Annotated in this window: 22 protein-coding genes and 1 tRNA gene; 10 read left to right on the forward strand and 13 right to left on the reverse strand. The window is 58.8% G+C overall.

What is annotated here, in order from left to right; translation table 11 throughout:
• The first annotated feature begins 84 nt into the window (after window positions 1-84).
• From BVU99_RS18895 to BVU99_RS18905, 3 genes are all read left to right on the forward strand, one after another.
• A complete protein-coding gene (locus BVU99_RS18895) occupies window positions 85-369 on the forward strand; it encodes a YciI family protein (RefSeq protein WP_089180764.1) in 285 nt (94 codons plus the stop codon).
• A 199-nt stretch (window positions 370-568) separates the two neighbouring features.
• Window positions 569-1,807 carry a multidrug efflux MFS transporter MdtG gene (gene mdtG / locus BVU99_RS18900; RefSeq protein WP_099817328.1) on the forward strand — a complete coding sequence of 413 codons (1,239 nt, stop codon included), beginning with the start codon at window positions 569-571 and terminating at the stop codon, window positions 1,805-1,807.
• Between the two features lie 475 nt (window positions 1,808-2,282).
• Entirely contained in the window at window positions 2,283-3,836 is a 1,554-nt protein-coding gene (locus BVU99_RS18905; RefSeq protein ID WP_099817329.1) for a peptide MFS transporter, read from the forward strand.
• 49 nt (window positions 3,837-3,885) lie between these two features.
• On the opposite strand, the gene BVU99_RS18910 is transcribed toward BVU99_RS18905, so the two are convergent.
• Genes BVU99_RS18910 through BVU99_RS18925 form a run of 4 tightly spaced genes read right to left on the reverse strand, consistent with a single transcriptional unit; the run spans window position 3,886 to window position 5,447 of the window.
• Entirely contained in the window at window positions 3,886-4,284 is a 399-nt protein-coding gene (locus BVU99_RS18910; RefSeq protein WP_025302393.1) for a VOC family protein, read from the reverse strand.
• Window positions 4,275-4,703: a YeeE/YedE family protein gene (locus BVU99_RS18915; RefSeq protein ID WP_025302392.1), complete on the reverse strand. Its 429-nt coding sequence runs from the start codon at window positions 4,701-4,703 to the stop codon at window positions 4,275-4,277. Before BVU99_RS18915 ends, BVU99_RS18910 begins: the two co-directional genes overlap by 10 nt.
• A gap of 2 nt (window positions 4,704-4,705) precedes the next feature.
• Window positions 4,706-5,140, reverse strand: a complete 435-nt coding sequence (locus BVU99_RS18920; RefSeq protein ID WP_025302391.1) for a membrane protein — start codon at window positions 5,138-5,140, stop codon at window positions 4,706-4,708.
• Window positions 5,130-5,447 (reverse strand): metalloregulator ArsR/SmtB family transcription factor, encoded by a 318-nt coding sequence (locus BVU99_RS18925; RefSeq protein ID WP_099817330.1) that lies wholly within the window; start codon window positions 5,445-5,447, stop codon window positions 5,130-5,132. Before BVU99_RS18925 ends, BVU99_RS18920 begins: the two co-directional genes overlap by 11 nt.
• A gap of 137 nt (window positions 5,448-5,584) precedes the next feature.
• On the opposite strand from BVU99_RS18925, the gene BVU99_RS18930 reads away from it, so the two are divergent.
• Window positions 5,585-6,385, forward strand: a complete 801-nt coding sequence (locus BVU99_RS18930) for a helix-turn-helix transcriptional regulator (protein ID WP_099817365.1) — start codon at window positions 5,585-5,587, stop codon at window positions 6,383-6,385.
• Here BVU99_RS18930 and leuA read toward each other — a convergent pair.
• Entirely contained in the window at window positions 6,336-8,024 is a 1,689-nt protein-coding gene (gene leuA / locus BVU99_RS18935) for a 2-isopropylmalate synthase (protein WP_099817366.1), read from the reverse strand. The two genes, BVU99_RS18930 and leuA, sit on opposite strands and share 50 nt — an antisense overlap.
• Window positions 8,025-8,234: 210 nt before the next feature.
• Between leuA and BVU99_RS18940 the strand changes: the two genes are divergently transcribed.
• Window positions 8,235-8,612 (forward strand): MysB family protein, encoded by a 378-nt coding sequence (locus tag BVU99_RS18940; protein ID WP_025302388.1) that lies wholly within the window; start codon window positions 8,235-8,237, stop codon window positions 8,610-8,612.
• A gap of 33 nt (window positions 8,613-8,645) precedes the next feature.
• Window positions 8,646-9,191 carry a GNAT family N-acetyltransferase gene (locus BVU99_RS18945; RefSeq protein WP_025302387.1) on the forward strand — a complete coding sequence of 182 codons (546 nt, stop codon included), beginning with the start codon at window positions 8,646-8,648 and terminating at the stop codon, window positions 9,189-9,191.
• Between the two features lie 6 nt (window positions 9,192-9,197).
• Here BVU99_RS18945 and BVU99_RS18950 read toward each other — a convergent pair whose 3' ends face one another.
• The 3 genes from BVU99_RS18950 to mdoG form a co-directional block, all read right to left on the reverse strand.
• The gene (locus BVU99_RS18950) at window positions 9,198-9,443 is read right to left on the reverse strand and encodes a YceK/YidQ family lipoprotein (RefSeq protein WP_025302386.1); all 246 of its coding nucleotides are present in this window, start codon (window positions 9,441-9,443) and stop codon (window positions 9,198-9,200) included.
• Window positions 9,444-9,606: 163 nt separating this feature from the next.
• Window positions 9,607-12,165, reverse strand: a complete 2,559-nt coding sequence (gene mdoH / locus BVU99_RS18955; protein ID WP_025302385.1) for a glucans biosynthesis glucosyltransferase MdoH — start codon at window positions 12,163-12,165, stop codon at window positions 9,607-9,609.
• Window positions 12,158-13,726 (reverse strand): glucans biosynthesis protein MdoG, encoded by a 1,569-nt coding sequence (mdoG, locus tag BVU99_RS18960; protein ID WP_025302384.1) that lies wholly within the window; start codon window positions 13,724-13,726, stop codon window positions 12,158-12,160. The genes mdoH and mdoG overlap by 8 nt, the downstream gene beginning before the upstream one ends.
• A 259-nt stretch (window positions 13,727-13,985) precedes the next feature.
• Here mdoG and mdoC point away from each other — a divergent pair, with 259 nt between their 5' ends.
• The 4 genes from mdoC to BVU99_RS25355 all read left to right on the forward strand — a co-directional run bounded on the left by mdoC (window position 13,986) and on the right by BVU99_RS25355 (window position 18,024).
• Window positions 13,986-15,116, forward strand: coding sequence for a glucans biosynthesis protein MdoC (mdoC, locus tag BVU99_RS18965; protein WP_043141764.1), 1,131 nt, complete (start codon window positions 13,986-13,988; stop codon window positions 15,114-15,116).
• A 303-nt stretch (window positions 15,117-15,419) separates the two neighbouring features.
• On the forward strand, window positions 15,420-15,644 hold the full coding sequence (locus tag BVU99_RS18970; protein WP_033633376.1) for a hypothetical protein: 225 nt from the start codon (window positions 15,420-15,422) through the stop codon (window positions 15,642-15,644).
• 281 nt (window positions 15,645-15,925) lie between these two features.
• Window positions 15,926-17,647, forward strand: a complete 1,722-nt coding sequence (locus tag BVU99_RS18975) for a potassium/proton antiporter (RefSeq protein ID WP_015377414.1) — start codon at window positions 15,926-15,928, stop codon at window positions 17,645-17,647.
• 248 nt (window positions 17,648-17,895) lie between these two features.
• Window positions 17,896-18,024 (forward strand): hypothetical protein, encoded by a 129-nt coding sequence (locus BVU99_RS25355; RefSeq protein ID WP_016928228.1) that lies wholly within the window; start codon window positions 17,896-17,898, stop codon window positions 18,022-18,024.
• A 62-nt stretch (window positions 18,025-18,086) separates the two neighbouring features.
• Here BVU99_RS25355 and BVU99_RS25360 read toward each other — a convergent pair whose 3' ends face one another.
• From BVU99_RS25360 to cho, 5 genes are all read right to left on the reverse strand, one after another.
• Window positions 18,087-18,218, reverse strand: a complete 132-nt coding sequence (locus BVU99_RS25360) for a hypothetical protein (RefSeq protein WP_256376330.1) — start codon at window positions 18,216-18,218, stop codon at window positions 18,087-18,089.
• 67 nt (window positions 18,219-18,285) lie between these two features.
• Window positions 18,286-18,789 (reverse strand): YlaC family protein, encoded by a 504-nt coding sequence (locus BVU99_RS18980; RefSeq protein WP_043141770.1) that lies wholly within the window; start codon window positions 18,787-18,789, stop codon window positions 18,286-18,288.
• A 123-nt stretch (window positions 18,790-18,912) separates the two neighbouring features.
• Complete coding sequence (locus tag BVU99_RS18985; protein WP_025302380.1) at window positions 18,913-19,212, reverse strand: sigma-S stabilization anti-adapter protein IraP; 300 nt, start codon at window positions 19,210-19,212, stop codon at window positions 18,913-18,915.
• A gap of 184 nt (window positions 19,213-19,396) precedes the next feature.
• Window positions 19,397-19,493 (reverse strand) — tRNA-OTHER (locus BVU99_RS18990).
• A 112-nt stretch (window positions 19,494-19,605) separates the two neighbouring features.
• A complete protein-coding gene (gene cho, locus BVU99_RS18995; RefSeq protein WP_099817389.1) occupies window positions 19,606-20,454 on the reverse strand; it encodes an excinuclease Cho in 849 nt (282 codons plus the stop codon).
• Between the last annotated feature and the right edge of the window lie 215 nt (window positions 20,455-20,669).

The following is a 20,669-nucleotide window of genomic DNA, read 5'->3' on the forward strand; positions in this document are numbered from 1 at the left end:
CGGCGGGTTTTTTATTGCGCGCCTCTTGAGAATCGACGGCGAGGGTGGGATGGTAAAGCCTTTGCCGCCCACCCTGGAGCCGTTATGTACATTGTCAGCCTGACCTACCATCGCCCGATCGCCGACGTCGACAGCCACCTTGACGGGCACATCGCCTGGCTTAAGAAATATTTTCAGGATGGCACCTTCGTCGCCTCCGGCCGCAAGAATCCCCGCACCGGCGGCGTGATCCTGGCCAAGGGCATTGACCGTGCGCAGTTAGACGCCATCCTGGCCGAAGATCCCTTCAACGCCGTAGCCCACTACGAGGTCACCGACTTTAGCGCCACCACCACCGCCGCCGGTTTCGAGGCGCTGACCGGACTATAAAACGCTGTAAATTCCGCGCGCTAAGCGCGGAATAAGGTTTAAACGTCATTTTTAAAACTTTATTTCATTTTTCGCCCAATCTTTGTCCCCTCGTTTGCCGTCGCCGCGCTTGCGGCGCATACTTACCAGGCTAACTTTCACGTTTTGCCCCTTCATCTTGCCGCTGGCAAAACGCGTCACCTTTCGGCAGTGGACATTTATGGCTTCGGCAGCAGAACCCGTTAACTGGAAACGCAACCTTTTCGTCGCCTGGCTGGGATGTTTTCTCACCGGCGCCGCCTTCAGCCTGGTGATGCCGTTTCTGCCGCTGTACGTAGAGACGCTGGGCGTTACCGGCCATCAGGCGCTCAACATGTGGTCCGGTCTGCTGTTCAGCATCACCTTCCTGTTTTCCGCTATCGCCGCGCCGTTCTGGGGCGCCCTGGCAGACCGACGCGGCCGCAAACTGATGCTGCTGCGTTCAGCGCTCGGTATGGCGATCGTCATGGCGCTGATGGGCATGGCGCAAACGGTCTGGGAGTTTCTCGCGCTGCGTGCGGTGCTGGGGCTGCTCGGCGGGTTCATTCCCAACGCCAACGCGCTGATCGCCACCCAGGTGCCGCGCAACCGCAGCGGCTGGGCGCTCGGCATCCTGTCTACCGGCGGCGTCGGCGGTGCGCTGATAGGCCCATTGATCGGCGGTTTGTTAGCCGATCTGTACGGCCTGCGCCCGGTGTTTTATATCACCGCCGCAGTGTTATTCGTCTGCTTCGTACTGACGCTGCTGTATGTCAAAGAACAATTTACCCCGGTGCAAAAACGCGACATGTTGCACGCAAAACAGGTGTTCGCCTCGCTGAAGAACCCGAAACTGGTGCTCAGCCTGTTTGTCACCACCATGATCATCCAGATCGCCACCGGCTCGATTGCGCCGATCCTGACGCTGTATGTGCGCGATCTGGCCGGCGCCACCCACAATCTGGCGTTTATCAGCGGGCTTATCGCCTCAGTGCCCGGCGTCGCGGCATTGATGAGCGCCCCGCGGCTGGGCAAGCTGGGCGATCGCATTGGCCCGGAACGCATTCTGGTCTTTATGCTGATCGTCTCGGTGCTGTTACTGATCCCGATGGCGTTCGTGCAGACGCCGTGGCAGCTCGGGGTACTGCGTTTTCTGCTGGGGGCGGCCGACGGCGCGTTGCTGCCGGCGGTACAGACGTTGTTGATTTACAACTGCACCAATCAGGTGGCCGGCCGTATTTTCAGCTACAACCAGTCGTTCCGCGATGTTGGCAACGTCAGCGGCCCGCTGCTCGGCGCCGCAATCTCCGCCGGCTACGGTTTTCGCGCGGTCTTCGCGGTCACCGCGCTGGTGGTGCTGTTCAACGCCGGTTATTCCTGGTGGTGTCTGCGGCGACGGCCGGGCTATAGGCGGGAAGACACGCTGCAGGAAGAGTCATAGCTGCATTTATCGCCACTTTCCGCCGTTGGTCAGATCAACGGCGCGTTTCCCCTACTTTTAATAATGCTTCCTTCAGGCCTGTGAACTTTCGCCCCGCTCAGAACATTCTTATCTCAACATCTTGTTTATCAACAATTAATTAACTTTCAGCGCATAAAACCCGCTGTCAATCATATTCCTGTCATAACCAACAGAAAAACCAGAAAAGGAGATGCTTGTCGACTTTTCGTCTAAAAAATGGGATACAGGTACTAGACAAAACCAACGACCAGTTATCAAATGGTTAAATAATATCACGCCAGATGTGAAGCATCGGCCAAGTGAAGAAAAGGTCAGCACGCTTTCCACGGTTTATCAGCGTTGCAGCCGCGGTGTTTGTCGGGTAATCCGCATTGGGCGGATCGCCTTCATTAAATACACATACATACCACAGTACGGGCTGCAGCCTTGCAGCGCCTTTTATTGGGAAATCGTTATGCAATCCTCTGTCAATAAGTCAGAAAGCCGGACCTTCTTCGGCCATCCCTATCCACTGGGTTCTTTGTTCTTCACCGAAATGTGGGAGCGCTTCTCGTTCTACGGCATCCGTCCGCTACTGATCCTGTTTATGGCTGCCACCGTGTACGACGGCGGCCTGGGCCTGGCGCGTGAGAACGCGTCGGCGATCGTCGGCATCTTCGCCGGCAGCATGTACCTGGCGGCGCTGCCGGGCGGCTGGCTGGCAGATAACTGGCTCGGCCAACGCAAGGCCGTCTGGTACGGTTCGATCCTGATCGCGCTCGGCCACCTGTCGATCGCCCTGTCCGCAGTGATGGGCACCAACCTGTTCTTCATCGGTCTGATGTTCATCGTGCTCGGTTCAGGCCTGTTCAAGACCTGTATCTCGGTGATGGTCGGCACGCTGTACAAGAAAGGCGATGCGCGTCGCGACGGCGGTTTCTCGCTGTTCTACATGGGCATCAACATCGGTTCGTTCATCGCCCCGCTGATCTCCGGCTGGCTGATCAAGTCACACGGCTGGCACTGGGGCTTCGGCATCGGCGGTATCGGGATGCTGGTGGCGCTGGTGATCTTCCGGGTGTTCGCCGTCCCGGCGATGAAACGCTATGATCGCGAAGTGGGCCTGGACTCCACCTGGAACAGCCCGGTCGCGAAGAAAAAAGGCGTCGGCGCCTGGTTGCTGGCGTTGGCGGCCATCCTGGTGGCGGCCATCGTGCTGATCGCTCAGGGCACGATCGTTATCAACCCGGTCGAGGTGGCCAGCGTGCTAGTGTACGTCATCGCCGCCTCGGTCACCCTGTACTTCATCTATCTGTTCGCCTTTGCCGGCCTGAGCCGCAAAGAGCGCGCACGCCTGCTGGTGTGCTTCATCCTGCTGATCTCCGCCGCGTTCTTCTGGTCGGCATTTGAACAGAAGCCAACCTCGTTCAACCTGTTCGCCAACGATTACACCAATCGCATGGTCGGCGGCTTCGAGATCCCGGCGGTGTGGTTCCAGTCGATCAACGCCCTGTTCATCATCTTGCTGGCGCCGGTCTTCAGCTGGGCCTGGCCTGCGCTGGCGCGCAATAACGTGCGTCCGAGCAGCATCACCAAGTTCGTGATCGGTATCCTGTGCGCCGCCGGCGGTTTCGGCCTGATGATGTTGGCCGCGCAGAATGTGCTGAGCAACGGCGGCGCCGGCGTATCGCCGATGTGGCTGGTGGGCAGTATCCTGATGCTGACGCTGGGTGAGCTGTGTCTGAGCCCGATCGGGCTGGCCACCATGACGCTGCTGGCGCCGGAGAGAATGCGCGGGCAAATGATGGGGCTGTGGTTCTGCGCCAGTGCGCTGGGCAACCTGGCGGCCGGTCTTATCGGCGGTCACGTCAAGGCAGACCAACTGGATATGCTGCCGGATCTGTTCGCTCGCTGCTCAGTCGCGCTGCTGATCTGCGCCGCCGTGCTGATCGTGCTGATCGTGCCGATTCGCCGCATGCTGGAAAATACCCAGTCCAAGAGCGCGCAAAAACCGGCGACCAACGTCTGACGGATACCCCGTTTTATCTCGCAAACCGGCGCTCGATGCGCCGGTTTTTTTATGCCTGCCAAGCCTGATGTTGCAATACCACCCGATAGCCATCAGGATCTTCAAAGGTTTGCCCCGCCCGATCCCAATAGGGATTATAGGCGGCGACCGATAAAAACCCTGCCGCCTGCATCCGCTCACACGCAGCCCGCCATTCGTTCTCATCCGGCAGATAAAATACCAGCAGATGATCCTGCGTCGGCGCCTGCCCGACCCGCACCCCACGATGCTGCGTGAACTCCAGATGGTAGGCATGCTGCGGATGCCCAATCATCATGCCGTCAAACCCCTGATGATCGACAAACTCACCCAGCTTTTCGAAACCCAGCCCGCGGCAATACAGCGTAGCAATCTCTTGCAACCGATCGGTCGGGCGCGCGATGCGCAACACCGCTTTGGCTATCGACACGTACTCCTCCTCCTCATGATAACGTCATACAGCGCCATACCCGCCAGCATCGCCAGCAGGAACGGCCATACCCGGCTTATCTCCGCCCCGGCCAACACCCAGGCGGGGCCAGGGCAAATGCCCGCAATGCCCCAACCGATGCCGAACAGCGCGCTGCCCACCAGCAAACGGCGATCCACACGCCCGGCGGCCGGGATCTGCAGCGGTTCCCCCAACAGGCTCCGCTCGCGTCGGCGCGCCCACATAAAGGCCAGTGCCGCCACCGCAATCGCTCCAACCATCACCAACGCCAGCGAAGGATCCCACTGGCCGGTAATATCGAGAAACGCCAGTACCTTAGCCGGATTGGCCATGCCGGCGATAATTAACCCCAGACCGAAAATCACGCCGCTCAGCAGCGCCAACAGAGACTTAAGCATCTTCACCCTCCCAGCAGATGGCGCATCAGCCACACGGTCGTAAAGCCCAGCAGCATAAACACCGCCGTGGCGGCCAACGATCGCGGCGCCAGCCGCGCGACGCCGCACACGCCGTGCCCGCTGGTGCAGCCGCTGCCCAATCGGGTACCCACCCCCACCAATAGCCCCGCGATCGCCAGCCAGCCGCTGCCGACCGCGATCTCAGCAGGAGGCAAAGCCGCCGCAGCAGCATACAGCCAAGGAGAAATCAGCAACCCGCCAAGAAATGCGGCGCGCCAGCCCCGCTCTCGGCCGCCCGCGCTCAATAAGCCGCCGGTAATGCCGCTGATGCCGGCGATGCGGCCGTTGAACAGCAGCAGCAGCGCTACCGCACCGCCGATAATGACCCCGCCCGCCAGCGCGGAATAAGGCGTGAAGTGTTGCCAGTCAATGGTCATCGCGGTTCTCCGGCTGTGGGCAATACAGTTGATACAGGGTCGTTAGCAGCGCCAGCGCTTTGGCATCGGCCACCGCATAGTAAATCTGCTTGCCGGCGCGTCGGGTGGAGACCAACCCTTCCTCGCGCAGCACGCCAAGCTGTTGGGACAACGTCGGCTGGCGGATATCCAGCGCCTGCGCCAGCTCGCTCACCGCCATCTCGCCCTGACTGAGCCGGCACAGCAGCAGCAGCCGATCTTCGTTGCCCAAGGTGCGCAGCATCGCGCCAGCCTGCGCCGCCGCCTTGCGCATCACGTCAATATCCATCACCCTTCCATATAGTTTATAAAATTATATAATATCATTTTATAAACTATTTATCTGCCGCGTGCCACAGGCTGGTGTGAAACCGCGCCGCATGGCATGCTGTCTTCCCCCCTTTTGCCGCGCGGAGGCCGCTAACGATGCTGTTGTTTCATGACGTTCTGCCGGTCGATCAGCCCATCCGGCCGTTGGCCAAGGATTATCGCCACGGCGACAGCGAGCCGGATCACTACCATAACTGCGCGCAGCTGATCCACAGCCTGAGCGGCGTGGTGCAGGTCACCACCCGGCTCGGCAGTTGGGTGGTGCCACCCGGCCGCGGCGTCTGGGTACCGGCGAAAGTGGTGCACAGCCTGCGCATCACCGGCCAGGTGGCGGCCAGGACGCTGTTTGTCGATCCGCTGGCGCGCGCCGATCTGCCGGCTCAGTGCCAGGTGGTGCAGGTGTCGCCGCTGCTGCGCGAGCTGATTATCAGCGCGATGGAGATTGCGCCCGGCTATCCCAGCGGCGGGCGCGATGAGCGCGTGATGGAACTGATCCTGGATGAGTTGCGAATGCTGCCGAGCCTGCCGCTGCACTTGCCCGAACCGCGTGAGGCCTCACTGCTTGCCCTGTGCCGCCATATTCAGACTACGCTGGCGCAGCCCTGGACGCTGGAACAGGCGGCCGCTCAGCTCAGCGTCAGCGGACGCACCCTGTCGCGGCGCTTCCAGCGAGAAACCGGGCTGCATTTTGCCGATTGGGTGCGACGCGCCCGTTTGCTGGCGGCGCTGAACGCGCTGGCGACCGGCCGCTCGGTGTTGGAAGTGGCGCTGGATCTCGGCTATGACAGCCCCAGCGCGTTCAGCGCCATGTTTCGCCGAGTGCTGGGGGTCGCGCCCAGCGACTATTTCAGCCGGGCCGCGCCGACGTTGACACCAGATAGCGCCCGGCAACGTTGAACAGCGCCTGCAGCGAAGCGCTGGCGGAGTCGACGTCGATGCCAACGCCGTAGATCGCCTCACCGTGCGGCAGCGCACAGCGGATATAGGCCACCGCTCGACTGTCGCTCTGATACCCCAACGTGTGCTCGTGGTAATCCTCGATCGCCAACGGCAAGCCGAAGCGTTGGCGCAGCGCATCCACCGCGCTGGAAAGCAGGCCGTTGCCGGCTCCCTGCAACCGCAGTGTCTCCCCCTGCCAGGCGACTCTCGCGTTGAAACTGTAGGCCTCTACCCCGTGACTTTCCGTCTGGTAGCTCAACAGCTGCAAGCACGGCTGCTCCACCAGCCCGTAAGTGTCGCGGAATAAGCGCCACAGCTGCGCAACGCTCATTTCCTTACCGCTGCCGTCGGTCGCCCGCTGGACCACCTGGCTGAAATCAATCTGCAAACCGCGCGGCAACGCCAGCCCATGGTTCTGCTCCAACAGCCAGGCGGCGCCGCTTTTGCCGGACTGGCTGTTAACCCGGATCACCGCCTCATAGCTGCAGCCGACATCGGCGGGATCGAGCGGCAGGTAAGGCACCTGCCACCAACCATCTTGTCGCTGGCGTTGCGCGGCGAAACCTTTCTTGATCGCATCCTGATGCGAACCGGAGAAGGCGGTAAACACCAACTCACCGGCATAAGGATGGCGAGGATGCACCGGCAGCTGATTGCACTGTTCCACCACTTCCACCACCTGTTTCAGGCGGCTGAAGTCCAGGCCCGGCGCCACGCCCTGGGTATAAAGATTCAACGCCAGCGTAACCAGATCGACGTTACCGGTACGCTCTCCGTTGCCGAACAGGCAGCCTTCGACCCGATCGGCGCCGGCCAACAGCGCCAGCTCCGCGCAGGCCACGCCGGTACCGCGATCGTTATGCGGATGCACGCTGATCGCCACATCGGCGCGACGGCTGAAATGGCGGCAGAACCATTCAATCTGATCGGCATACACGTTGGGTGTACTCACTTCCACCGTCGCCGGCAGGTTGATAATCATCGGCCGCTGCGGCCCCGGTTGCCACACCTCCGCCACCGCTTCGCAGATCTCCAGCGCGAACTCTAATTCCGTAAAACAAAAGGTTTCCGGCGAATACTCGAAGCACCAGGCGGTATCGGGCTGAGCCTCACAATGCCGGCGAATGCGCCGCGCGCCGTTCACCGCCAGCGCCACGGTAGCGGCCTTATCCTGGCGGAACACGATGTCGCGAAACATCGGCGCCGTGGCGTTGTACAGATGCACGATAGCCCGCGGCGCCCCCTGCAGCGCCTCGAAGGTACGATCGATCAGATCGTCGCGCGACTGCGTCAGCACCTGAATCGTGACGTCATGCGGGATCAGCTGCTCGTCGATCAGGGCACGCACAAAATCGAAATCCGTTTGCGACGCCGAAGGGAAAGCCACCTCAATCTCTTTGAAACCGCACTGCAACAACAATTGATAGAATTCGCGCTTGCGCGCGTTATCCATCGGCTCCGCCAGCGCCTGGTTGCCGTCGCGCAGATCGCTGGAGCACCAGCGCGGCGCCTGCCGCAGCGTGCGCGCAGGCCACTGGCGATCCGGTAACGTCACCGGCGGGAACGGTCGGTATTTGCTTGAAGGGTCGATTAACATGGGCTTCTCCTGATGCCTGAGTGAACGATACCGTCATTATTTCCCGTCTCCGCGCCTGCTTCTCCCGCTTTGCGGACAACCGTCGTCGCAGAGCGGACAACAAAAAAATTTGCATCCTGCGCCAGTGAGACAACAATTAGTTTTGACGTTTTTCCCCACCGCGCCGGCAGCACGCCGGACGCTTTATTCTCATTGTCAACGGAGGCGAACATGAGCCTGTATGCAACCCTGGAAGAAGCCATCGAGGCCGCACGCGAAGAGTTTCTCGACACCGCCGAAGGCGGCAGCGGTGACGAATCGCCGGTGCCGCAGCAGTTCAATCTGCAAAAGTACGTGATGCAGGATGGCGACACGATGTGGCAGGCGGAGTTCTTCGAAGAAGAGGGTGAAGCGGTGGAATGCCTGACGCTGCGCAGCGGTGCGGCGGCACAGGCAATCTTCGACGGGGACTACGACGAGGTGGAAATTACCGCCGAGTGGATAGACGAAAATACCCTGTATGAATGGGAAGAAGGCGACTTCCAGCTCGAACCGCCGCTGGATACCGAAGAAGGCCAGGCCGCGGCCGATGAGTGGGATGAACGTTAACCCGCACCACATTTTTATCGCCAAGGAGGCAACATGATTATCCGCCGGGCCCGCTCTACCGACTACCCCGCCATTTTGCAGCTGCAGGGGGAAAACGTGCCGGAAGCGCTCGACGAGCGCCAAAAACGGCAGGGATTTATCGTATCGCGCATGAATGAGGCGCAGCTGACGGCGATCAACCGCGGCATCGGCATACTAGTGGCCGAACAGGAGAACCAACTGGCAGGGTTCGTTTGCCTGATGCCTGCCGACGTGCAACCGCGGCCACCGGTGGTGGATGCGATGCTGGCGACGCTCGCCACGCAGTCCTTCGCCGGGCGGGCGCTGAGTGAGCAGCGGGTGTTTCTCTACGGCCCGGTTTGCCTCGACGCCGCCTGGCGCGGCAAAGGCGTGCTGAAACGCCTCTACGCCGCCGTCAAAGCGCACACCAGTCATGACTACGACGTGGGCGCGCTGTTTATCGACGACGACAATCCGCATTCGTTGGCCGCTCACGTGCAAGGGTTGGGCATGACGGCGCTGGCACCTTTCCACTGTGGGCAGAAAGGCTATCAGCTGGTGGTGTTCGCCACCCGCTGAGCAGGTTTATTCATAGGGGCCGTGCTGCGCATCGAACGGCAGCATAAAGGTGTCCACCACCATCGACAACGGCACATCTATCACCGTGACGTAACGCCAGGGCGTATCGCGCAAATCCCACTGCACGCCGGGATAGTACTGGTGGCCATGCCCCGCGCCGGGCATGGTGCGGCTGATGATGCTGCCGCAGCCGGTTAAGACCATCACGCCGGCCGCCACGCAGGCCAGCCGAAGGTAGGAAGAGAGCTTCACGACATTGACTCTGAGCAAAGGGTTGTTTCGCGAGTGAACAACGCATCGGCCGCAGTCTATCACAGTTCCCTTTCTCCACCGGCATCGGCGCGCGTAAGCAAAAGGTAAAAAAAACGGGGAGCGCGCCATGCGCATTCCCCGTTTGAGCGTTGCCGTTCAGCGATTAACGCCGGCCCGTTGGGTGCGCCAGCGGGTTGTGCGGCAACTGCTGATAGTGCTCACGCCAGGCGGCGCCTTCCGGCAACAGCCAAACGCGCTGGTGCAAACGAGCCAGCGTAACCGGATCGCTCAGCAGCTCCAGACGTTTGCCCTTCACCAGTTTCTCCGGCCCCAGCTGCAGCGCTTCGTTCACCCGCTCCTCGCGGTTGCGATCGAGCGTCGCACGCAGATGGTGACGCGCCGTCGCCAACGCCGTCGCCAGCGCGTTGAAGGATGGGTTGACCACCGCATGCATAAAGCCGTTGGTCAGCGCGCGGTTGCGGTTGAGATGCAGATATTCTTCCGTCGCCAGCAACTCGCGCGGCGGGTTGTACTCTTCCGGGATCAGGAACAGCTTGGCGCGTTTGCTCTTCATGCCCAGCGTTGCGCGGCTCGACAGCACCGACACGAACGGTGACAGGATCAGCGAGAACACGATCGGCGCTAACCACCACAGGAAGCGCAGATCCAGCCACGCCATGCCGCCGGCCCACACCAGGCCCAGCAACATCTGCGAGCCATGGCGGCGGAACGCTTCACCCCAAGGCGTATCGTCATCGTCACGCTGCGGAGAATTCCACACCACTTCCCAACCGAGGAAGGCGCTCACTACGAACACGGTATGGAACAGCATGCGCACCGGCGCCAGCAGCACCGAGAACAGCATTTCCATCAGCATCGAAATGAACAGGCGGAACGCCCCACCGTACTCTTTCGCGCCCTTGGCCCAGATCAGCACAATACTGAGCAACTTCGGCAGGAACAGCAGCACCAGCGTGGTGGAGAACAGTGCAATCGCCAGCTCGGGCCGCCACTGTGGCCAGACCGGGAACAGCTGCCGCGGCTGCAGGAAGTATTGCGGTTCCATCAGCGTATGCACCACCTGCAATGCGGTGGAGAGCGCCAGGAACATGAACCACAGCGGCGCCGACAGGTAAGACATCACGCCGGTCAGGAACACCGCACGGTGCACCGGGTGCATACCCTTCACCAGGAACAGGCGGAAGTTCATCAGGTTGCCGTGGCACCAGCGGCGGTCGCGTTTCAGCTCGTCCAGCAGGTTTGGTGGCAGCTCTTCGTAACTGCCCGGCAGATCGTAAGCGATCCACACGCCCCAGCCGGCGCGGCGCATCAGCGCCGCTTCAACGAAGTCGTGCGACAAGATTGAACCGGCGAAGGAGCCCTCGCCCGGCAACGGCGCCAGCGCACAGTGCTCGATAAACGGCTTCACGCGGATGATGGCATTATGGCCCCAGTAGTGCGACTCGCCCAACTGCCAAAAATGCAGGCCGGCGGTGAACAACGGCCCGTAAACGCGGGTGGCGAACTGCTGCACGCGCGCATACAGGGTATCCATACCGGACGCCTTCGGCGCCGACTGGATGATGCCGGCGTTCGGGTTGGCTTCCATCAAACGCACCAGCCCGGTGAGGCATTCGCCGCTCATTACGCTGTCGGCATCCAGGATCACCATGTAACTGTACTCACCGCCCCAACGACGGCAGAAGTCGTCGATGTTGCCGCTCTTGCGTTTTACGCGGCGGCGGCGGCGGCGATAGAAGATGCGGCCGTGGCCGTCGACATCGCGGCACAGCTCCATCCACGCCTTTTGCTCCGCCACGCAGATGTCCGGATCGTAGCTGTCGCTCAGCACGTAGATATCGAAGTGTTCCAGCTGACCGGTCGCGGCGACGGACTCATAGGTCGCACGCAGGCCGGCGAACACGCGTTCGACGTCTTCGTTGCAGATCGGCATGATCAGCGCGGTGCGGTGCGCCGGGTTGATCGGCTCATCGCCCTTGATGGTAGAGGAAATACTGTATTTGTCCTTGCCGATCAGCAACTGCAGGAAGCCCATCAGCGCGGTCCAGAAACCGGCCGAGACCCAGCAGAACAGCACGGCGAACAGGATCAGAATGCCGGTTTGCAGCACATACGGCAGCAGCTGCAGCACCGACTGCATCAGATCCTGATCCAACATGGCGATAGGATCGATCAGCGCCCAGCCCTGATAAGGCAAGATGGTTTTCATGTACCAGGTGGCGATGCCGGTCTGCACCAGCATCAGCACCAGCAGCACATAGCGGCGCATGGAGCCGACGACACGCCAGCGGTTTTCGGCCGCGGCTTCCTCTTTGGTGGCGTGCCGATTGTGCGGTGAACGCCCCAGCAGAGAATCCCAGAAGCGCGCCACCGGGTTGGTGCGCCAGGCTTCCGGGAACATGGTGGTGCGTTTGATCGGCGGCGTCGCCTTCAGAATGGCACGCCCTTCGGCGTCGGTATCGAAGTCGTCATCGCTGACCGCATCCGGCCAGGCGTTTTCGATACGCGGCTTGACCGAGGCCAGCGCCACGTCATCCGCCGACAGGCTATTGACGTTGGCGTCGGCGGCGCCCATCTGCCGATGGAGCGCCTCCAGAGCCTGAGCGTCATCCGCCGTTTGAGGGTTGAGCGCCTCTGACCGCTCAGCGGTCAGAGGCAACGCCGCAAGATAATCCTGGGCGGGTTGAGTAGGCTTATTCATTGGCAGGTAGCTGATAGCTCCAGGTTTCCGACAGAGTCTTATCGCCATTGACCAGCGCCGCACGCATTTCTACCGGCTTCTTGTCGTCTTTCACTTTCAGACGCACCGTCAGGCGCCAGCCTTTGGTCACTGGGTTATAGCGGACGTTGTTTTCTACCATTTCACCATTGTCGCCGATGCTGATCTGAGAGGCGACCGGGGTATTGGCATCCAGTCCTTTCAGCACCGGGCCAACGAAGTCGACCAGGAAAGCCACGCTGCCGTCTGGCTCGCGAATCAGGTTGGACTGCTTCACGTCACCGGTCGAACGCATGGTCCGCGCCACATAGGCGATGTCTTGCGAATGCAGCTTGTCTTCATCGCGGGTGAAGTTCAGGCGGTAGCTCAGCGTCAGCGGCTTTTTGGCTTCCGGCAAGGTATCCGGCGTCCAGAACGCGACGATGTTGTCGTTGGTTTCATCCGCCGTCGGGATCTCCACCAGCTCGACCTTGCCTTTGCCCCAGTCGCCCTTCGGTTCGATCCAGGCGCTCGGACGCAGATCGTAACGATCGTCCAGATCTTCATATTCTTTGAAGTTGCGACCGCGCTGCAGCAGACCGAAGCCTTTCGGATTCTCAACGGTATAGGTGCTGACGGACAGGTGTTTAGGATTGTTCAGCGGACGCCAGATCCACTCGCCGTTGCCGGCATGGATAGACAGACCGTTGGAATCGTGCAACGCCGGGCGGTAGTTCAGCGTCGGTGACGGCTGGTTCGGCCCGAACAGGTACATGCTGGTCAGCGGCGCCAGCCCCAGTTTGCCCACCTTGTCGCGCAGGAACACTTTAGACTCGACGTCCACGGTGGTGTCGCGGCCCGGGATCACCGTGAAGCGGTAAGCGCCGGTGGCACGCGGGGAATCCAGCAGCGCGTAGATCACCAGGTGCTTGTCGCCCTGCTTCGGACGTTCAACCCAGAATTCGCGAAAACGCGGGAACTCTTCGCCGGACGGCAAAGCGGTGTCGATAGCCAGGCCGCGAGCGGAAAGCCCGTAAACCTGCCCTTTACCCACCACGCGGAAATAGCTCGCGCCCAGCAGGCTCATGATCTCATCGTTTTTGTCGGCGCTGTTGATCGGATAAAGCACCTTGAAGCCGGCAAAACCGAGATTTTTCACCGATTCAGGGTCGTGTTTGACCGAACCGAAGTTGAAGTAATCTGGGCTGTACTTGATCTGTTTTACGCTGGTGGAGGTGACTTCGTTGATTTTCACCGGCGTATCGAAGTACATCCCCTGATGATAAAACTCAAGCTTGAAAGGGGTTTTCAGCTTGCTCCAATAGGCTTTATCGTGATTGAACTGAATCTGCTGATAGTCTGCGAACTTCATCTCGCGGAACTGAGAAGGAAGGTTGCTCTTCGGGGCTTCGAAACCTTTCGCCGCCAGATCCTGCGCCTGCTTGGCGACATCATCAATAGAAAAGGCCCATGCCGGCGAACTGAACAGCGTGAACAATACGGTAGCACCTAACCAACGAACGCTCGCGGCGCGTGGTTGTCCGGATAATATATTAACTAGCACATCCCCCCCTATTCGTGTGCTCAAATCATTTAAATCCATATTAATGGATTACTCAGCTTTCCGACAACATGATAAATGGATGGTTCATGTTTACGGCTCATTGTTTAAGCAGCTGATGGAACACCAGCGTAGCAAGCCGCGCAACAAGACGCTATGGAAAAATGCGGGGGGCTATAGTAGGGTTCCGGATAACAATTTAACGTTTGACGACTTATTAAGCGTGTTAATGAACTCTCGATTAAATCACCAGCGGTAATCTATGACTAAAGGCAGCAAACAGCGCGAGTTTTTCCTCGATTCGATCCGAGCCTATTTGATGTTGCTCGGCATTCCGTTTCACCTCTCCCTGATTTATTCCAGCCACGCCTGGGCGGTGAACAGCGCGTCGCCCTCCTTCTCGCTCACGGTGCTGAACGACTTCATCCACGCTTTCCGCATGCAGGTGTTCTTCGTGATCTCCGGCTACTTCTCCTACATGCTCTACGAGCGCTACGAGCGCCATCAGTGGTTGAAGGTCAGGCTGGAGCGGGTGGCGATCCCGCTGTTGAGCTCCATCCCGCTAATTACGGTGCCGCAATTTTTCATGCTGAAATATTTCACCGATAAATTAAACGGCTGGGACGAGTTTTCTCTCTATCAGAAAATAAATGTAACAGTTTGGGAATTGGTGTCTCATCTGTGGTTCTTATTGACCCTGTCATTGTTGACCTTCGCCTGCTTTTATCTGTTCCGCAAAATCAAGCGTCAAACCCGCGATCCTATTCCACCGTTAATAAACAGAATGCGTGGATTAGGAAATGTCTCACTGTGTTTCTTTATTTATGCGGTATGCTATTCGGCCGCGCACCGTATTATTTTAATTTTCGCGCCGCAGCTATTATCCAATGGCCTGTTCAATTTCGTGGTGATGGAGACGATGTTCTACCTGCCGTTCTTCATCCTCGGCGCCTATGCGTTTAAGTATGTGTGGCTTAAAGAGATTTTTCTGCGTCGTTCGCCGCTGGCGCTGCTCGGCTCGCTGCTGCTGTTTATCGCATATATGCTGAACCAGAAACTGTTGGCGCACAGCAGCTATATGTTCGAGCTGGAAGTGGTGATCAAAACCCTAATGGGGATCCTGATGACCAATGTGGTGTTCTCTTTCGGGCATAACCTGCTGAATTATCACTCGCCGCGCATCACCTATCTGGTCAACGCCTCGCTGTTTATATATCTGGTGCACCACCCGTTGACCCTGATATATGGCGCTTTCGTGACGCCGTATATCGGCAATAACCTGTTGGGATTTTTGCTGGGCCTGCTGTTTGTGTTCTCGCTGGCCTTCGCGTTATATGAGCTGCACAAGCGCATTCCGGTGCTGCGTTTCCTGTTCTCCGGCAAGCCGCAATAACCTTGTCCCCTGTAAACCTGACCGTTCGCAGGGGTTTTCTGTCATATTAACGCCGCGCAGAAAGCCTATACTGGTCGTTTGCATACAGAGCACACATTGCTCAGCCTGGCGTCGCCCGTTAGGGCACAGTGATACGGCAGCATAGATTACCTAGTCGTTATAACTGAAATGCATAAGTAAAAATCCATATCCCTGCCTTACGGTAGTGATTGGGCTCGACACCCCCGAAGGGCTGCGCGATCGTTTAATTCATTCGATGGCGTTAGCTGCATCTCCCTTCCGTCACGACAGAGAGGATTTTGAATGACCGATAAGAACACCCCGGCTCAGGAAGCCGTAGCGGAAAACGCTACCCTGCTGAAGATCCTCGGCAGGCTGCTGTCCGCGCTGGACGCCTCAATCAGCGGCAAAGAACGCAGCGTTTTGGTCGCTGAGCTCTCCAACTTTAATCTCGACGGCATTTCTGAAGCGGAAAGCAAGCTGGCCACCGAGCTGATCAAACGGGCGCTGGAATCGCTCGACCACTAACCCTACCGCGCCTGCAAACCATTAAGCCTGCCTGCGCGGGCTTAATGGTATTTCCTCCGAGCCGCTCGATCATTGTTGCCACAGCAAAAATACAGCAGCCTGATAATGTTGGATAAAAGGCAGAATTTCCCCTCTTCTCCTCACTTTCTTAGTTTAATCGTACCAAAGGGCAATAATTGATCGATTGTTTTCACAATCAGCCTTGGCGTTTTACCCACTAAACACGTTATCATCGGCACACGCGCAGTGCCCCCTATCCCCAGCCTCAGGAGAGCGAAATTTTGGATGCCAGCACCATTAACAGCTTGTTCGTCATCGGTGCCGTGCTGGTGGGGGCAAGCATTCTGCTCAGCTCATTTTCTTCCCGACTCGGCATTCCGATCCTGGTGATCTTCCTGGCGATCGGCATGCTGGCCGGCGTCGACGGCCCCGGCGGCATCGTCTTCAGCAATTACCCGGTCGCTTATCTGGTCAGTAACCTCGCGTTGGCGGTGATCCTGCTCGACGGCGGCATGCGCACCCGGGTCAGTTCGTTCCGCGTGGCACTGTGGCCAGCACTGTCTCTCGCCACCGTCGGCGTGGTGATCACCGCCGGCCTAACCGGCATGGCCGCCGCCTGGCTGTTCAACCTCGATCTGCTGCAGGGCTTGCTGATCGGTGCCATCATCGGTTCCACCGACGCCGCCGCAGTCTTCTCGTTGCTGGGCGGCAAAGGGTTGAACGAACGCGTCAGCGCTACGCTGGAGATCGAATCCGGCAGCAACGATCCGATGGCGGTATTTCTCACCATCACGCTGATTGCGATGATCGCCGCCGGGGAAACCGCGCTAAGCTGGACCTTCCCGCTGCATCTGATGCAGCAGTTCGGCATGGGCATCGTCTTCGGTCTCGGCGGCGGCTGGCTGCTGCTGACGCTGATCAACCACATCAAGCTGGCGGACGGTCTCTACCCGCTGCTGGCGGTGAGCGGCGGCATTCTTATTTTCGCGCTGACTACCGCGCTGGACGGCAGCGGCATTCTGGCGGTGTACCTGTGCGGTCTGCTGCTGGGCAACCGTCCAATCCGCAACCGTCACGGCATCGTGCAAACCTTCGATGGCCTGGCCTGGCTCAGCCAGATCGGCATGTTCCTGGTACTCGGCCTGCTGCTCAACCCGCATGAGCTGCTGCCGATCGCCATCCCTGCCCTGCTGCTGTCGCTGTGGATGATCCTGTTCGCGCGCCCGCTGTCGGTGTTTATCGGTTTGCTGCCGTTCCGCAGCTTTACCCTGCGCGAACGCGGCTTTATTTCCTGGGTTGGCCTGCGCGGCGCGGTGCCGGTGATCCTGGCGGTGTTCCCGATGATGGCCGGGCTGCCCAACGCCCAACTGTTCTTTAACGTGGCGTTCTTCGTGGTGCTGGTTTCCCTGCTACTGCAAGGCACCACGCTGTCATTCGCCGCCAAAAAGGCCAAGGTGATCGTGCCGCCGGCGCTGACGCCGATCTCCCGCGTTGGGCTGGACGTACACCCGGAAAACCAGTGGGAACAATTCGTTTATCAGCTTTCGGCGGAAAACTGGTGCGTCGGTGCTGCGCTGCGTGAACTGAAAATGCCGCCTAATACCCGCATCGCCGCCCTGTTCCGCGGCAAAGAGCTGTTGCACCCTAGCGGCAGTACCCGGCTGCGCGAGAACGATATTTTGTGCGTCATCGGCCATGAGCACGACCTGCCGATCCTCGGCAAGCTCTTTAGCCAGGCACCGGCAGTGACGCTCGACGAGCGCTTCTTCGGCGACTTTATCCTGCAATCCGACGCCCGTTTGAGCGACATCTCACAGGTTTATGGCCTCAACCTGCAAGACGACGTGGACGAGCAGCAGACGCTGGGGCAGTTCGTCATTCAGCTGATCGGCGGCGAACCGGTGATCGGCGACCAGGTGGAGTGGGACGGCCTGACCTGGACCATTGCAGAAATGGACGGCAATCAAGTCAGCAAGATAGGCGTCAGGATCGTGACCGACTGACGCTGCCGCACAGCGGCGCTATCAGATGAGGGAACTTCTGGCCTTAAGAACGTTCTTAATCACTATCACGATGTATGCGATTCGGCGCCGCTGAATTATATCCCTTTGATATAAAAACTTAACAGCGGCGCCCACAGGGATTAAGGGTGTGAACGGCAAGACTCGATTTCTTTCGGTGATGATGCTCATGGCGCTGGGTGTAGCGGCAGCCGATCTCAGCATCGCCGGTTTGGTCCATAGACTTTTAATTGGATAATTTTAACGTGACGCAGCAGGAACAAGAAAAAGACATTCTGGGGAAAATACTGGTGACGGTGTCCGCGCTTTGCCTGATTCTGGTGGCGGCGTTCCTGATCTGGGGATTCGTGCTGGATTGATGCCACGCGACGCTCAGACATAAAAAAAACCGCCGCGGCGGTTTTTTTTATGGGTCAGGCGATCAGATCTTGCAACCTTCGCAGTCCGCTTCGTCTTCGAGGATTTCAGGGACCTCTTTTACCTTCTGCGCCGCTTTTTCTTCGGCTTTCGCCAGTTCGGCATCGATATCAAAATCGAAAATATCATCACTCATCGCTTGGTCCTTATTCTGCTTCATGTAAACGCTGAGTATAATCGACAAGCCGCCGGCCGGAAACCTTTCAGTTTGCCGCCGCCAGCTGCGGTGGCTCATCCTGCGGCTTTTTTCCGTAGGCCATATCGTACACGTCGTAGAAGTCGATTTCGCCCTTGTTGCCGATGATGACTCGCATCTTCTGTTTCAGCGCGGCGCCGATGGAGGGCTCATCCAGCAATTGCTGCACCGCATAAGGCGACAGCGCGCGGGTGAAGTACCATTCGCCATTGTAGCAAACCCGCAGATCCAGCACCCCGATATCCTCGAAACGGTACACCGGCCGGATCTCGATCAGCAGCATGGCGAACATGAACAGCACGAAGGCGGTGAAGCCCAGGAAGGCATACACTCCCATGTACGGCACCTGATACATCACGGCGATCACCGCGAAGTAACCGGCGAACATGGCAAGGCACAAATAGCGGTGAGTACGGGCGAATTCGCTGTTGAAGCGCGGCTTGCCGTCACGCCCTTCGCGCCGATTGATCTGCTCAATCTCTTTAACCAAGATGCTTTTAATCGCGTCCATCGTTACAACCTTATGCTGGAAACAGCATTGCCATCAAATCTCGCTGCTAAAAGTAACACAAGTACAGTTTTGCCGGGTAGATCAGTTAGCCAACTTAATGACGGCAACTGTTATAGTTCGGCTTCAGCGCGGCTGAGCGGCCTTGCCTTGCGCAAACATGAACATGCGCTGGGCCACATCGTCGGCCTGCTTGATTTTCTGCTTTTGCGGTTCGTTGCTGCGCTGAATGGCGCGGGCGTAGGCGATTTCATGGGCCTGATCGATCATCGCGATGATCCGATCACGTTCGGTCTTCTCCATATTGCCTAACATGGTGGTGATAATCGCCTGATAAGCGTTGGACGCGGCGGTCAGCGCTTTCTCTCTCGCCTCGAGGGCGGCGACGCGTTGCAAGAGTTCCTGCAGTTGATCGGAGTGAGACATATCGACCTCCTGTTGCCGGGCAGCAAGCCTGCCTGATTACAGTTTAGCAAAGGATCGAAAGAGAAAGAGGAAGGAAAGCCAGCGGTTACGGTAAAGCACACCCGAAAATCCCAACGAGGAGCCGATAGTGCAAATCAACCCGGGTGCGCTTTACGGTAAGCGCGATGAGACGAAGGAAGAAAGCTGGCGCGCTATGCAGGACTCGAACCCGCGTCTATCAATTTTCAAGCCAAAACAAGCCATTATAAAACCAATCACTCTGCCAACTGAGTTAATAGCGCGTTCCTTCGCTTCGGGGCGCCATTATCCATAGCAACATTATGGATTCAAGCTTTTTTAGCATAATGCCCTGACTTTACGGATAAATCTTAGGTTATCACCAGCATGATGGCCTTACGGCAGCTCAATAATCGGGTAATCGCCAGCGATGAGCGGCTTGCACAAAATCTTGTAGCCATCGCTGTCGAAATGGCTGGCCGCGCTCTGTAGCCGCTCCGCCTGCGCCAGATCGCCGACCGAGCCCAGATAAAACCAATTGTGGATCACATGGTACTGACGCAGCGTCTCGCCCTGCTCCTCCAGCGCCACGCGCCCGGCGAACGGCCAACAGGCGATGCGCAACTGCTCAAGCGCCGCGCCGAGCCGCAGCGCATGCTCCTGCGCCGATTCCACGCCACAGCAGGCGCCCGCGCACTTGCGCAGGCTGTAGCGGAAACAGGCTCGCCCTGCCGGCAGCTTGTCGATCCCCAGCTTGCCGTAACATAAACGATGCTCATCGGCGATGGCGCGCAGCTTTTCCAGCGCGGCGTGGCGATTGGCAAACAGCCCGTAGAGGTGGGGCGTGACGGCGAAGTCGATCTCTTTGGCGTGAGCAATCGTCACCGCATCTGCCTGCAAGCGCAGCGCGCACAGCTGTTTCGAACGCCGCAGACGTTTGTTGAACAGCGGCTGTTGCTGTTTGATCAATTGCGCCTCCAGCAGCAATGCCCCCAACTCGCCTGCGGTCTCGATAAAGCTGATGCGCCGGGTTTGGCGCAGCATTTTAGCCTCGTCCTGCGCGCGGAAGTGCGCCATCACCCGGCTGCGTATATTGACGCTTTTACCGATGTAAAGCGGCAGGCTCTCGCTTTGACCGTGAAACACATACACGCCCGGCCCTTTGGGCAACGGCGCCAGGCCGGCGCGCAGGTGCTCCGGGTATTGGTAAATGTCGAGTTCTGGCTCGAGGCGGTTTGGCATCATGGCGGTGGTGTTATCCTGCTGATGAATGAATACTGGTTTTTTACCCAGTATAACGCCCAACGCAGCCGGTTGCACACGTGGTGGATAATAACTCGCCGTGATCTTTAGCGGGAAAGCCTTTACTATCCCCTTTCCAGCGGGAAAGCGCCTCACGTTTAGCGCCAGTTCAAGCTGGCGCTGCCATGATGGCAGACTGGAACCGCCGCTTTTATCGT

The sequence above is a fragment of the Serratia sp. OLAL2 genome, assembly GCF_002752475.1.
Lineage (GTDB): Bacteria > Pseudomonadota > Gammaproteobacteria > Enterobacterales > Enterobacteriaceae > Serratia > Serratia bockelmannii.

What these genes read in the sequence shown, in the direction of transcription:
- cho (WP_099817389.1), bottom strand. Translation starts at nt 20,454, where the DNA reads ATGATGCCAAACCGCCTCGAGCCAGAACTCGACATTTACCAATACCCG.
- BVU99_RS18940 (WP_025302388.1), top strand. Translation starts at nt 8,235, where the DNA reads ATGAGCCTGTATGCAACCCTGGAAGAAGCCATCGAGGCCGCACGCGAA.
- BVU99_RS18985 (WP_025302380.1), bottom strand. Translation starts at nt 19,212, where the DNA reads ATGTCTCACTCCGATCAACTGCAGGAACTCTTGCAACGCGTCGCCGCC.
- mdoC (WP_043141764.1), top strand. Translation starts at nt 13,986, where the DNA reads ATGACTAAAGGCAGCAAACAGCGCGAGTTTTTCCTCGATTCGATCCGA.
- BVU99_RS18920 (WP_025302391.1), bottom strand. Translation starts at nt 5,140, where the DNA reads ATGACCATTGACTGGCAACACTTCACGCCTTATTCCGCGCTGGCGGGC.
- BVU99_RS25360 (WP_256376330.1), bottom strand. Translation starts at nt 18,218, where the DNA reads ATGAGTGATGATATTTTCGATTTTGATATCGATGCCGAACTGGCGAAA.
- BVU99_RS18905 (WP_099817329.1), top strand. Translation starts at nt 2,283, where the DNA reads ATGCAATCCTCTGTCAATAAGTCAGAAAGCCGGACCTTCTTCGGCCAT.
- mdtG (WP_099817328.1), top strand. Translation starts at nt 569, where the DNA reads ATGGCTTCGGCAGCAGAACCCGTTAACTGGAAACGCAACCTTTTCGTC.
- BVU99_RS18945 (WP_025302387.1), top strand. Translation starts at nt 8,646, where the DNA reads ATGATTATCCGCCGGGCCCGCTCTACCGACTACCCCGCCATTTTGCAG.
- BVU99_RS18980 (WP_043141770.1), bottom strand. Translation starts at nt 18,789, where the DNA reads ATGGACGCGATTAAAAGCATCTTGGTTAAAGAGATTGAGCAGATCAAT.
- BVU99_RS18930 (WP_099817365.1), top strand. Translation starts at nt 5,585, where the DNA reads ATGCTGTTGTTTCATGACGTTCTGCCGGTCGATCAGCCCATCCGGCCG.
- BVU99_RS18925 (WP_099817330.1), bottom strand. Translation starts at nt 5,447, where the DNA reads ATGGATATTGACGTGATGCGCAAGGCGGCGGCGCAGGCTGGCGCGATG.
- BVU99_RS18895 (WP_089180764.1), top strand. Translation starts at nt 85, where the DNA reads ATGTACATTGTCAGCCTGACCTACCATCGCCCGATCGCCGACGTCGAC.
- BVU99_RS18915 (WP_025302392.1), bottom strand. Translation starts at nt 4,703, where the DNA reads ATGCTTAAGTCTCTGTTGGCGCTGCTGAGCGGCGTGATTTTCGGTCTG.
- BVU99_RS18970 (WP_033633376.1), top strand. Translation starts at nt 15,420, where the DNA reads ATGACCGATAAGAACACCCCGGCTCAGGAAGCCGTAGCGGAAAACGCT.
- mdoH (WP_025302385.1), bottom strand. Translation starts at nt 12,165, where the DNA reads ATGAATAAGCCTACTCAACCCGCCCAGGATTATCTTGCGGCGTTGCCT.
- leuA (WP_099817366.1), bottom strand. Translation starts at nt 8,024, where the DNA reads ATGTTAATCGACCCTTCAAGCAAATACCGACCGTTCCCGCCGGTGACG.